13 protein-coding genes and 2 pseudogenes are annotated in these 13,069 nt (G+C 36.3%); 11 read left to right on the forward strand and 4 right to left on the reverse strand.

Features of this window, described 5'->3' with window-relative positions:
- Positions 1–148 (forward strand): hypothetical protein (locus ACSR9O_RS26905; RefSeq protein ID WP_491725478.1); only part of this gene is annotated, 148 nt, incomplete at its 5' end.
- Positions 149–922: 774 nt separating this feature from the next.
- Here the strand turns inward: ACSR9O_RS26905 and ACSR9O_RS26910 are convergent.
- Positions 923–1,021 (reverse strand): annotated as a pseudogene (locus ACSR9O_RS26910) (NADP-dependent alcohol dehydrogenase); the annotation flags it as partial.
- Positions 1,022–1,486: 465 nt separating this feature from the next.
- On the opposite strand from ACSR9O_RS26910, the gene ACSR9O_RS26915 reads away from it, so the two are divergent.
- The 9 genes and pseudogenes from ACSR9O_RS26915 (at position 1,487) to ACSR9O_RS26955 (ending at position 10,003) form a co-directional block, all read left to right on the forward strand.
- On the forward strand, positions 1,487–2,602 hold the full coding sequence (locus tag ACSR9O_RS26915) for a GerAB/ArcD/ProY family transporter (RefSeq protein WP_491725391.1): 1,116 nt from the start codon (positions 1,487–1,489) through the stop codon (positions 2,600–2,602).
- A 318-nt stretch (positions 2,603–2,920) separates the two neighbouring features.
- Entirely contained in the window at positions 2,921–3,718 is a 798-nt protein-coding gene (locus ACSR9O_RS26920; protein WP_491725392.1) for a DUF4046 domain-containing protein, read from the forward strand.
- A 582-nt stretch (positions 3,719–4,300) separates the two neighbouring features.
- Positions 4,301–5,896 carry a spore germination protein gene (locus tag ACSR9O_RS26925; RefSeq protein WP_491725393.1) on the forward strand — a complete coding sequence of 532 codons (1,596 nt, stop codon included), beginning with the start codon at positions 4,301–4,303 and terminating at the stop codon, positions 5,894–5,896.
- A 222-nt stretch (positions 5,897–6,118) separates the two neighbouring features.
- Positions 6,119–6,352, forward strand: coding sequence for a hypothetical protein (locus ACSR9O_RS26930; protein WP_141995103.1), 234 nt, complete (start codon positions 6,119–6,121; stop codon positions 6,350–6,352).
- A gap of 516 nt (positions 6,353–6,868) precedes the next feature.
- A complete protein-coding gene (locus ACSR9O_RS26935) occupies positions 6,869–8,080 on the forward strand; it encodes a Ger(x)C family spore germination protein (RefSeq protein ID WP_491725394.1) in 1,212 nt (403 codons plus the stop codon).
- Positions 8,081–8,128: 48 nt separating this feature from the next.
- The gene (locus ACSR9O_RS26940) at positions 8,129–9,238 is read left to right on the forward strand and encodes a GerAB/ArcD/ProY family transporter (protein ID WP_491725395.1); all 1,110 of its coding nucleotides are present in this window, start codon (positions 8,129–8,131) and stop codon (positions 9,236–9,238) included.
- A gap of 59 nt (positions 9,239–9,297) precedes the next feature.
- Positions 9,298–9,453: pseudogene (locus ACSR9O_RS26945) on the forward strand (transposase); the annotation flags it as partial.
- Positions 9,454–9,505: 52 nt separating this feature from the next.
- Positions 9,506–9,802, forward strand: coding sequence for a GerAB/ArcD/ProY family transporter (locus tag ACSR9O_RS26950; protein ID WP_491725396.1), 297 nt, complete (start codon positions 9,506–9,508; stop codon positions 9,800–9,802).
- 12 nt (positions 9,803–9,814) lie between these two features.
- Positions 9,815–10,003: a hypothetical protein gene (locus tag ACSR9O_RS26955; RefSeq protein ID WP_491725397.1), complete on the forward strand. Its 189-nt coding sequence runs from the start codon at positions 9,815–9,817 to the stop codon at positions 10,001–10,003.
- A 111-nt stretch (positions 10,004–10,114) separates the two neighbouring features.
- Here ACSR9O_RS26955 and ACSR9O_RS26960 read toward each other — a convergent pair whose 3' ends face one another.
- The 3 genes from ACSR9O_RS26960 to ACSR9O_RS26970 all read right to left on the reverse strand — a co-directional run bounded on the left by ACSR9O_RS26960 (position 10,115) and on the right by ACSR9O_RS26970 (position 11,658).
- Complete coding sequence (locus ACSR9O_RS26960) at positions 10,115–10,408, reverse strand: putative quinol monooxygenase (RefSeq protein ID WP_056529674.1); 294 nt, start codon at positions 10,406–10,408, stop codon at positions 10,115–10,117.
- A 102-nt stretch (positions 10,409–10,510) separates the two neighbouring features.
- Positions 10,511–11,152: a nitroreductase family protein gene (locus ACSR9O_RS26965; protein WP_056529677.1), complete on the reverse strand. Its 642-nt coding sequence runs from the start codon at positions 11,150–11,152 to the stop codon at positions 10,511–10,513.
- Between the two features lie 77 nt (positions 11,153–11,229).
- Complete coding sequence (locus ACSR9O_RS26970; RefSeq protein ID WP_491725398.1) at positions 11,230–11,658, reverse strand: MarR family winged helix-turn-helix transcriptional regulator; 429 nt, start codon at positions 11,656–11,658, stop codon at positions 11,230–11,232.
- 900 nt (positions 11,659–12,558) lie between these two features.
- Between ACSR9O_RS26970 and ACSR9O_RS26975 the strand changes: the two genes are divergently transcribed.
- Positions 12,559–12,723 carry an NlpC/P60 family protein gene (locus tag ACSR9O_RS26975; protein ID WP_491725399.1) on the forward strand — a complete coding sequence of 55 codons (165 nt, stop codon included), beginning with the start codon at positions 12,559–12,561 and terminating at the stop codon, positions 12,721–12,723.
- Positions 12,724–13,069 lie beyond the last annotated feature (346 nt).

Here is a 13,069-nt window from a genome sequence, read left to right on the forward strand (position 1 = left end):
ATTGCAGGAGTCATTAAAGGCATCCTCGGGAATTGATGTCAAAGACCTGCTTGAGAATTTCTCAGGAAAGCGAAATTTACCATTCACCACCATCAGCCAGGAGAATGTAGAAGCGAACATGAATATGGCAGCAGGCAAGGAAGAATAACAGGTAAATCATACTGTTCAACACATGAAATTAAAGCTGATGTATTAAAAAATACAGATAGGTCATTGGACTTACTTATAGAGGATAAAATAACAGAGAGTCATTTTCAACAAGATATATATCAATTGACCAATAAAATTGATATATTACTGAATGAAAAAGTTAAAATAGAACAAAAGATTTGAAAATATAGTTATTAAATAAATTTGGTATAACAATAGGGCTCTTTAATTGATGTTTTATTAGAGAATAGATTAGTGCTAGAGAGTTTAATAGAGAATGTTAGAGTTTCAAACACGGGATTCTTTGTTAGCTTTAAATAAAAATAAACAACCAAGGATGATTGGTTGTTTGTTTTTATTATGAGGAAGTCCAGGTATTAAAAAAACATGGATTAGTGGGAACTTGTAATTCAAGATCCAGAAGTATTACTCGCAAATGAAGCAAGAAGAAAGGCTTTATTAGATGAAAAATCTGCATTAAAAAGGGATGAAAAGCCTGGAGAAGAGCGAGGGGAAAAGGAAAGGTATCTTGAAGGATACTTCGTCATCAATAAACTATTAAAACAGGCAGTGTTTTTAGGACACTGCTTGTTTTTTATTTCACGTTAAGTATCTAATATTAGATGTAGTTTAAAAAATAGAGATTATTTGGCTTTTAAGATTTAATAAAGACCTTTTTTCTAAGGAATAAAAGAGGGGCCAACCAACTTTCAATTGGCTGCCCCCTCTTGCATCAAAGTTAATTTAAGGTGATAGAAAGTGTCTTTACGAACTACAAAGTAGAGATGTCAATAACAAATCGATAACGCACATCACTACGGAGAACACGCTCATACGCTTCATCTACTTGATCAGCACGGATCACTTCAATCTAAGGAGCAATACCGGCAATGTTTGGAATAAAGTTTGATCAAAAAGATCCTCTCTCTTAAACCATTATTGATTTCTCAATGATAGGAGCTGATTCTGATCGAACTTTTATTAAAAACAACAAATGCAATAGGATGTTAGGTGGCGTAGTTTGCTGCCTGTTTTTGTTTAGAATATTAAATAGATGGTGATAATTACCTAAAAGGAGAAAAAAGAAATGTTAAGAGCTGTAATGAAACTCAATATTCCTGGGTAGTCGGACTTTATTTTACGTTTCGTTTGGTAAACAAGGGCTCTTTATGTCGAATTTTAATGTTTCCATCAATTCGCTATTCCTGATTGTGACAGCTAGTTTGAATGGGGTTACTCAATCCTATAATTTTGAGTTTGTTCAAAGGGAGTCTTTAAGGAATAAGTGTTAGCGACTCGTGATTCTTCAGTCGATATTTGCAAGGAAGTGTAGAATATGGTAAAAAACGTTAAAATCAGCCCTCGTCAATTTTGTATTTTGGTGATTTTATTTTCTATAGGAACGACCATCTTAATTATTCCAGCTGCTATCATAAAAACGGCACAACAAGATGCCTGGATCTCAGCATTACTCGGTATAGGACTAGGTTTATTACTAGTGGCGTTAATCATTACCTTAGCAAACCGTTATCCCAATATGACATTAGTCGAAATTAATGAAAAACTTCTCGGAAGATGGTTAGGCAAGACCGTTTCTCTTGCGTTTGTTTTCTTTTCATTTATCTCTGCAGCAGGACTTTTATTCCAGGTTGGGACTTTTTTGACGACACAAATGATGCCTGATACACCCGTATTAATGATCAATATTCTTTTTGCGTGCGTTGTGATCATGGGAATTCGCCTTGGACTTGAAACCTTGGCTCGTTCGGCCGAGATTTTCTTTGCTTTTTTCATTATCCTATTTATCATTTTGGTCGTTTCTGTTGCTCCTCAAATCGATTTTCAGAACATACAGCCTATATTCGAAGTAAGAATGAAACCCATTATATGGTCAAGCCTCATTTTTGTCAGCATTTTTTGTCTACCCTCTGTTGTATTATTAATGGTTTTTCCCGTGTCTGTAAATCAGCCAAAACAAGCCAAACAAGCCTTTTTTTCAGGAATAATCATCGGGGGCCTCTTTTTAACCATCATTATCGTTTTAGGCATTTTGGTTTTAGGTATTGATGTTGCTTCGAGACACATGTATCCAAGTTATGCGATAGCCAGAAGAATCAATGTAGGGGGTTTTATACAACGGATTGAAGCAGTAATGGCTATCATGTGGTTTATTTCAATGTATTTTAAATTGATATTTTATTTTTACGCAGCGATTACAGGTCTTGCCCAAACATTAAATGTAAAAGACTATCGACCACTTACTTTACCATTAGGGATGATTATGGTTGTCATGTCTGTGACCTTACATCCTGATATTCTTGATTATAATCAATACAATAAAGGCATTTTTATGGTACATGCTTCAACCTATGGGCTATTTCTTCCTCTACTATTGTTAGGAATAAGTGCCTTTCGAAAAAAGGAAGGGACCAAACAGAATGAAATTCCCTAAGAAACCACCAAAAGATGTTGAATGACAATAAGGTGTTTAAAAACAATAAAGTCGATTAAGTGTTTTAAGTAACAAAAAAATGGTTTAAAAAAGGGGAAATCCATGAATCTCAAGAGTTTTACAGTCCAATTTTAAACAACTTTATTATCATATTTTTATGTGCAGCCGTTTTACCTCTTTCTTGTCACAGTAATCCCCCTATATCTCAAGTGGTTAGAACAAGATATGAGATGGTAAGGCCAACGCATTAGATGGAGTTAATTTGGTATTATATTAATTTTTGGATATAGTTTGCAATAGAGAAAGGAGCGATTTCCTATGGAAGAAAAAGAAAAAATAATCCAAATTTATCGGGATGTATTAGATGGAAGAAGAGCACGATTTCCTAACCACTTTTTTGTAGGAGATCAGGGAATGAAATATTTAGCCTTCCTAACATGTTACCTCATTGAAGAGTACTTAGGAATTCCTATAGAAGAAATTCCTCGAAAAGTCAAAGCGGAAACCCTTTGGAATCACCGTTTACGACCTCCTTCTCATGTTCATGGATGGAAGGGTTTTATAGTGGTAATTGAAAATGCTTACCCTGGAAAGTTTCAACCTTGGGAATTCAATCAAGTTTCCAATAATTATTGGCATGGGGAAAACGGAAGAAAAAGGGCAATTGAAGTCGTTCGATTCGTGATTGAAGAAAAATGCAAGATACCCCATCAAGAAATTCCTTTGAAAATCAACCATCGCTTCTTTAAAGATCAAAAACTTAATGGTATTTTTCGTTCTTTTGATTATTCTCCTTATCAAGTGATTAATGCTGTGTATCCTGGTCATTTTCAACCGTGGGAATTGGCTAACGTTCCAGTTAATTATTGGAAGAACCCTGAGAACATCAAACAGACGTTAGATTGGTTTCTTTTTCAAAAGCTCTGCTTTTCTTCTTATGAAGATGCTCTTATGAGACTCAAGAAAAAGGACTTCTTCCAATATCGGTTGACTGGATTACTTCAAAGGGCCTTCGACTTTCGATTGTTTAAGGTACAACAATGGATAAGAGAACAAAACACTCATGACCATCTAACATTAATAAACGATAGGGTACAGAAACGATTTGAGGAATGAGAAACTGTATGAAATTCCTTCAAGTATAGACGGATTTAGCTCCCCTTTAACAAAACGTACTGGATATTGAAAAAGAAAAATCTTCCTCTAATGTTATCGTGACCAAACCAAAACATTGATAGCAACTTCTCAATCCTAATGTATGTCCGCTATGTTTTAAACCGAGTAAGATCATACCAGTTCTAACCATCGAATGCTCCGCCATGTCTGGGTTTCGAATGGAGGAACCCTCTATATTCATGTACCTGTTTACAGTCAACGGTGTGAGGACTGTGACTTCACTTGGACGGTGGAATTCCATATATTCCTGTTCAATAAAAGGTTACCCTGCACTTTATAACGATGATCGCTCATAAATGTTTCGGGCAACCGTTTGAAGGCGTAGCTTGTGAAAGGGAGGTTCCTGCTTCTCTACAAACACGTTTTATTGTCGAGAACTATTTATTTCCTTAATGTATTAAAAATTGGAAAATAGGCAGGATAATAATGAAGACATCAAACACTTCACTTCATTCGGTAACACAATAACTTCTAATAAGTCTACCTTTTAAAGAATCAAAATACTGAGTGAGGGAAAAATGTATGAGTTTTTTTAAGAAAAAAAGAAAAAACAACGGTAATCGCTTCTTATTCGAGCAAAGCGATCAAAATAAGGAAACGAACAAAGACTTGTTAAAAACAAGTCTCCAAGGAAACATTCAACATGTAAAGCAACAGCTTGGAAATAGCGGCGACATCGTGATTAGAGAAATACAAATTGGCAAAGAGGGAATCGTTAAGGCATGTATTTTTTATACCGATGGTTTGGTGGACACTAATGCCATTCAGAACTTTATCATGGAATCACTCATGTTAGATATTCATCCCGATCAGGAGCAAATGATATCGTCTCACCAGAATGTTTTACAAGTATTGAGAGATTGCATCCTTGCGGTTGGAGACATACAGGATGTTACGGAATTCAGTTCTTTATTGACTTCCTTGTTATCAGGGGATGTTATTCTCTTATTGGATGGATATGCACAAGGTTTTACAATCGGTATGCGTGGTGGAAAAGACCGTGGTGTTATGGAATCCACCACGGAAACCGTTGTTCGGGGGCCAAAGGAAGGTTTTACGGAGAACTTGCGTACCAATACGGCGTTAATTCGCCGAAAAATAAAAACCCCCCGACTTTGGTTGGAATCGAAAAAAATTGGGGAATTGACCAAAACCGATGTAGCGATCATGTATATCGATGGAATTGTGAATAACAAAGTCGTCGAAGAAGTGCACAAGCGTCTGGATCGAATTGATATCGATGCAATCCTAGAAAGTGGTTATATTGAGGAATTGATTCAAGATGAAACAAACAGTCCCTTTCCGACTATATATTATTCGGAACGCCCTGATGTGATTGCCGCCGAGCTTTTGGAAGGGAAAGTTGCCATACTAGTGGACGGAACGCCGATTGTTCTAGTCGTCCCAGCACTGTTCATCTCCTTTATTCAGTCTGCGGAAGATTATTATCAGCGTGCAGACATTAGCACCCTTATTCGTTTGCTTCGTTTTTTTTCTATTTTTATTGCTCTACTAGGACCATCCTTATATATCGCTATCACCACGTACCATCAGGAAATGTTACCAACTCCACTGCTGATCGGTCTAGCCGCTCAACGAGAAGGGGTTCCCTTTCCTGCATTTATTGAAGCTCTCATAATGGAAGGGGCGTTTGAAATCTTGCGGGAAGCTGGTTTACGAATGCCAAAAGCTATTGGTCAAGCTATATCTATTGTAGGGACATTGGTGATTGGAACAGCGGCGGTAGACGCTGGAATCGTATCTGCTGCCATGGTAATCGTTGTTGCAATCACGGCTATTTCAAGCTTTGTGCTTCCTGCGTTTACCATGTCCATGTCGATTCGAATGCTCCGTTTCCCGATGATGGCGCTTGCCGCTTCTTTTGGCATATTCGGGTTAATCGTTGGCTTCATCGCGCTTGTTCTTCATTTGTGCAGCTTGCGTTCCTTTGGGGTTCCCTATATGAGTCCTTTTGGTCCTTATATCCGTGAAGACATGAAGGATACGTTTATTCGGGTACCTAGATGGGGGATGTTTTCTCGGCCCCGTTTAATCAGCCAGAAAAACAATAAACGCGAACACGCTTCGGCACCGAAACCACCGCGGAATAAAATGTAAGATTGAAAACAAAGCTTTCTAAATGGTATCAAAATACACAAAATGCTTCTATTTAGATTGGATGAAGTCATTTATCATTGCGATTCTAAGCTACCAAAAAGGTATAAGAAGGATTGGAATAAACATTTTTGACTTGTCTGTGAATGTATAGGTAGATACAAAGATTGGACGGTACCGTATCCCATTCTGTTATAAAGAAAGTAGAGAAAGGAGTAGTCGAAAGTGGTGGCTGTTGCAGGAATCCTTGTCATCGTCGCTGTGATTATCGCGATCGATGTTCCTCATCTGTTGAGGAATAAATTAAAAAAGGAATTATGGATATTTTCCATTCTTCTACTATTCGGTACCGCGTTAAGCATTGCCCAAGCGCTGAATATCAAGATTCCCAATCCACTAGATGGGATTACAGCTATTTATAAACCGCTTTCCGACATGATTGAGACATTATTAAAGTGAAAATGGAATAGGCAAAAGATGCTTAGAACGGCAAAAATGGGTATGTGATCATTTACTTTATAGATTATCGTATATAAGGTTGGCGGTTCCGTTCCTGTTCCTGTTCCTCCGTCCGGCCAACGACATTTAAAACCTTGAAGGTTGTTATTTTTTTAGAAGCATTTACCGTAACATGTATTCTATCTTTTATGTGCGAATTTATTTTCCAATCAGATTTACTTTTTTTTTCGAACGATCGCTAGCCCTAATAATATTAGAGAGAAAAAAAGCCTACAAGTTAGAGAGTAAGGAATCAATATAGTCTTTAAAGATGCTTGGAAATAGACTATATTTGGAAAACTGAAAAGAGATAAGCTGATGATGATCATCCCTAGGGGAAAAGTCAACATGCGGTAGTTCTTTAATTTCAACGTTTGGGCAAGAGCGAAGATGGATCATAAAAATGAAATCGACACTTTAAAATAATCCGTAATAAACCAAATAATAGAAAAAAATCGAGAGAAAGGAGTTTAACCTATGAAACGGAGCTTTACAATGCTTATCATGCTGATTGTATTTCTATTATTTACTACGGGTTGCTGGAATCGTCGTGAATTAAATGAACTTGCTATAACGCTGGCCATAGGGCTAGATAGTACAAGGGATGGTCAATATCTTGTAACCGCCCAAGTGGTAAATCCAGGAGAAGTATCTCAGGGAAAAGGGGGGGGAGGTTCCGGCCTTTCACCGGTCGTCATCTATCAGGCGAAAGGGAAAACCGTATTTGAAGCTGTCCGAAAAATGACAAAGGAATCCCCAAGAAAAATATATCCCTCACATCTTCGAATGCTCGTGATTGGTGAGTCATTAGCAAAAGAAGGAATTGGAAAACCATTAGATCTTCTCTCTAGGGATTGGGAAATGCGCTCAGATTTTTATATCACCGTAGCTAAGGGAATGAATGCAGAAGATATCCTGAAGGTGCCCACAGCTTTAGAAAAAATACCTGCCAATAATTTGTTTGCTACCCTTGAAGTCTCGGAAAAAGCATGGGCAGGTACAAGTGCCGTTACATTAGATGAATTGATCGCGGATATGGTAAGTGACGGAAAAAGGCCAGTGTTAACAGGAATCCAAGCAGTTATAAAAGGTGATGAAGAAACATCTTTGAGCAAACAGAATGTAGAAATGATTAATCCCCCTGCTCGAGTAAAGTATGGTAACTTAGCTGCATTCAAAATGGATAAATTAGTCGGTTGGTTAGATGAGAAACAAAGCAAAACGTATAACGTCATTACAAACAAGGAGAAAAGTACAGTTGTGAATATACCGTGTCCTAAAGGCGGAAAAGCTGTGTATGAAGTGAAAAAGTCAAACACGGAAATGAAGGGTAAGATAAAGAATGGAAAACCTGAGATAGATCTAAATGTTAGTGTGGAAGGCAATGTAGGTGAAGTAGAATGCCATATCGATTTGACAAAACCAGAAACGTTTGAAAAATTAGAGGAAATTTATGAAAAAGAAACGGAGGAAATGTTCAAAAAGGCAATAAAACAGGTACAGGAAAATGAAAAAGTAGACATTTTTGGATTTGGTGAGGCGATTCATCGAGCTGATCCTAAAGCTTGGGAAAAACTCAAAAAAGATTGGGATAAAAATTTTGAGAACTTGCCTGTAAATATAAAGGTACAAGGAGAAATCCGACGCGTCGGTACGGTTGGTAATTCATTCCTGAAAAAAATAAAATAATTGGTTGGGTTTATACAGGGATAATAACCATTGATAGGATGTTGAATTATGGTAAAAGATATTAAAATTAGTGCTCGGCAATTTGCAATATTAGTTATTTTATTTTCTATAGGTACGACCATCTTGGTGATTCCTGGAAGTCTGGCTCAAGAGGTAAAACAAGATGCTTGGATTGCAGCTGTAATCGGTACAGGCATAGGTTTATTGGTGGTGGCTTTATATATCGCTATAGGCAGGATGTTCCCCACTATGACACTGGTTGAAATCAATGAAACACTTCTCGGCAAATGGTTAGGTAAGGCAATTTCTCTTACGTTTGTTTTCTTTTCACTTTACGCCGCTGGAGAACTATTGTTTTATGTTGGTAATTTCTTGACGACACAGATCATGCCGGACACCCCTATTGAAGCGATCCAAATTCTTTTCGCATGCATCTTAATTATGGGAATTCGCCTTGGTCTTGAAACGTTGGCTCGTACTGGAGAAATTTTATTTCCTTTCATTGTTTTTTTATTCGTAATTCTAGTGGTTTCAGTATTTTTACCTCCAGTTCAATTTAAGTTTGAAAACATACAACCCGTATTTGAAACAGGATTAAAACCGATGATACGGGCTGTTTTTCTTTTTACAAGTATTTTTTCTTTGCCTTTGATTGTTTTATTAATGATTTTTCCTGTTTCAATGAATCAACCAAAAGCAGCTGAAAAAAACTTTTTTATCGGAATGCTCATTGGAGGAATCTTTTTAATCATCCTTATCACTTTAACTATTTTAGTTTTAGGTGCTGATAATAGTGCCAGACAGATGTATCCAAGTTATGCTTTGGCTAGGAAGATAAACGTAGGGGATTTTTTGCAACGGGTAGAAGCCATAATCGCCATCATATGGCTTATCACTATTTATTTTAAAATGGCGTTTTATTTTTACGCGTCCGTTATCGGTCTTGCACAAACGTTGAATATAAACAATTATCGCCCACTCACGCTACCTTTAGGGATGATCTTGGTTGCTCTTTCCTTAATTATACATCCCAATGTCGCCCATTCAGCCACATTTGACAAAGAGGTTTGGCCGCTATACGTTTCAACATACGGACTTGTTCTTCCATTACTCTTATTAGCAGTCAACGCATTCCGGAAAAAAAATAAAAAACATTAGCGAATATGAACTGCACCCCAATTGTTAGACACATCTAACAATTGGGGTGCAGTTTCTTTATGGCCAAATTTACAGCACAACAGAAAATACAAGCCGTACAGAGATATCTTGAAGGTACAGAGGGACAGGAAAGCATAGCTAAATCTATTGGTGTTACCTCTGGAGTATTAATCACTTGGATTCGACTGTACCAATATCATGGAGAAAGTGCATTTGTTGCTGTTCCATATATTGGTTCTACCTTTTTAGAACTTGTTGTTTTTTTAAATGTTCGTTCCATATAATAATCGGATACAAAATGTGGGAAAAGCCCTTTGGATAGGAACTCTTATGGGAGGGATTATGTTAACCATCATTTCGCTTTTAACGATTCTAGTCATCGGAGCTGATATGACGGAAATTCAGATTTATCCTAGCTATGTATTAGCCAAAAAAATCAACGTGGGTAACTTTTTAACGAGGATTGAAGTGATGATGGCTATCATTTGGTTTTTGACCATCTTTTTCAAATTAACCGTTTTTTTATATGCAACAGCATTAAGTCTTGCACAAACGTGGCTGTAATTCGTAAAAACCGTGAAAAATCAAAAAGTGTCAAACAACGAAATCTCCAATTTCATGAAGAAGCAAAATAAAGAAGAACCGATTAATACAACATTGGCGGATGCTTTGGCAAAACTGAATTCGATAAATAAATGGAACTATTTGCATTCCTCTTTCCATGGAAATTGTCACACAGATTATGTACGCCAAATAAGCGCGTGATGTTCGAGAAAATGGAATAGAAATAAACAAAGAGTTGCAGCCTGTTTTACCGAAGCAGCAACTCTTTGTTTTATAAGATGGGATATAGGAAATCCCATACATTTTAATTCATTATTTTAATGGTTGTCCTTCAAATGCGTTAACATTTAAAGGTGAAGAAAGGAATTCTTTAGCTTTACCAACAAACGAGGTGAAGTGCTCACTTGAATTATGGCTTGCAACCGCTAGATGATCTTGCCAAACTTCAACCATTGTAAATTCATTGTCTTTTTCTGTAGCTTTGTGAAGAGTGTAAGAAACATTTCCACTTTCCGCTCTTGAAGCTACGATTAGCGGTTGAATCTCCTCTAGAAATGCATCTTGTTTTGCTGGATTAATATTGAATACGGCATGAATGATAATCATTAAACGTCATCCTCTCTTTTGTTAAGCATAATAAACTTAATATATAATTAAAGTAAAAATAACATACTCGGTTGAAATTTAATGAATGGATTCTTTATTACATTACTTCCATTGTGCGACTTTATCAATTGGAAGACGAACTGATTGATGACCATTATCTGCTGCTTTACCGATTGAAATTAGCATAACTGGTACGTATCGATCTTTATCTAATCCAAAAGCTTCTGCGATTTGGTCTTTTTCATAGCCACCGATTGGATTTGTATCATAGCCATAAGCACGAGCCGCAAGCATTAGTTGCATGGATACAAGACCACCATCAACTAGAACGACCTCTTTCATTTCTTCACTAGTGATTTTTTCGAAATATCCAGCAAATGAGGCTAATATGTTTTCTTTTACTTCTAAAGGCATAAGCCCTAAATCTACAGCTTTACCGTAGATTTCTTCGCCGTTATCAAAATTGTTCATATCACCAAATACGGCAATTACTGCGGAAGATGTTTCGACTTGATTTTGGTTAAAGCGAGCAAGAGGTGCAAGTGTTGCTTTTCCCTCAGGACTATCAATTACAAGGAAGCGCCATGGTTGCATATTAACTGAAGAAGGAGCAAGTGTCGCTAAGGTAAGTATTTCCTCCATTTCTTCCCTACTGATTTTTACGGATTTGTCGTAATTTTTTATGGAGCGGCGTCCTGTGACAATTTCTTTGAAATCATTTGTTAATTGTGCTGTAGTAGTCATAGTTGATAGTCTCCTCTTTTTAACTTTAGTAGTTTAATTTATAGTTATTCTCATTTCAAATTGTAACGAATCAAGTGTTAGACTTGGCTTATATTTTTTTGAATGCGTGTCAGCATATCTGTTAACTCTTGACGTTCTTCTTCTTTAAAATCTTTAAGCATCAAAGTGACAAAACGAGCCTTTTCAGCTTGGTAGAGAATAATTTGTTTGCGACCATGATCTGAAAGACAGACAAGAGTAAATCGATTATCCTCCGGATCTTTGCGTCTTAAAATCATCCCAGTCGCTTCAAGTTGTTTTAAATGCCGGGTAATCGCTGCACCGTCAATGTTAACCTTTTTTTGAAGTGCTGTTTGACTAATTTCATCAACTTGATAAAGCTGATATAAGATATCATGTCTTGATTGACTAATGCCCGTACAACTTTCAAATTTTGAACTTATCTGTTTGTTAAGGCAGTTCATTATATATAAAATAAAAGATTCATTAGAACATGAATTCGTCAAGAAACACCCTCTTTTCATACGTTAGACAAAATAATTGATAGCTCAATAGTTGATGTGTCAATTAATATACTATACCCTAAATAATAAAGCAAGTATTTTAGTACTGCAACTTTTGCTTAAATATGATCTAGACCAAAATGTTGCTCTATCTCCTTTTTGATTAGGCAATCTTTTCAAGAAAGCTCAGTAAACCTTTGGAGCTTTTAGCCAAGGTATAAGTATGATAATCACCATGTTATAAAAACTGCCCTTAAATAAGGTGGAAAAGTTCATCTGATAGTCGTAGACCAAGACTATTCTTCGATTTTTGTGCCATAATACAGAAAGTGAAGGAGCGAATTCTCCATCCTTTTCTGTATGCTACTTCAATCAATTAAATTTCATTGAGTACGATGCCTGTAAATGATATTCAAGTTCTTTGTCAGTTATGTGTGTGGAGATTTAAATCTAATGGTGTAAGTGCACTGAATGGGCTCCTATCATCAATAAATCCAGCTAGACATAAAACAGAAGGGTTAAGTTTAGAACCATACTTTTCACATCTCATCATACATAAGGAAATACATGGGGATAAAGTGTTCGTACCAATAGATTTAAAGAGAATTTGGAATCGTTTATAGCAATGAAAAAAAGCAACCGTTTGGATATAAAACGGTTGCTTTTTTATAAACTGTGGTCTAGGAGTTTTATAATAGTCCTTTCGGGATTCCTTCGCAGGGTGCAATAATGAATATGTATTTACAGGTCCAAGTACGGAAGTTCAACATTTGTGGTTTGCTCTGTTTACTATGTTCAATATAAGGTTATCAGAAAAGTGAGCTCATTTTAGTTTACATAATACTAATTATTGATCCAAAAGCCCTTTATTTGTTTATTTTCGAATGAAATTCTAGTGTTTTTATGAGTCCAGTACATCTTGAATCCTATAAACCTGGTGCCTCACATGCTGGTATTTATATAGGTGGTAATCAATTCATACACAGCTCCTCATCAAATGGTGTAAGCATTTCCTCTATGGATATTAGATATTGGAAGAAAAGATATTTAGGAGCAAAAAGAATGTAATAGAGAAAGTTGCCAGTTCTTTTTTTAAGAGACTGGCTTTTATAGTTCTACCAATAGGTTACGATACTAAGAAGTCCTATGGATGGTAGTATCCTTTCTTGAATAGACAGTTTCTTATTTTTTTCCATTCTTCTTCATTATGGTTTACGAAATAAAATCTTGGGTGGATTATTCGTAAAATGTATGGTATTGATACATAAAAAATTTATATTTTTAAGATACAATTTTAGGTTTTATTTCTCCCAGAAACACTTGGGTTTGATGAATACTCCATATACCATATATAGATTCTTTTATTTCTCCTATAATATAACCCGTTTACAAGGAGGGGCATCTTCGTTCCATC

The organism is Peribacillus sp. B65 (assembly GCF_058513295.1).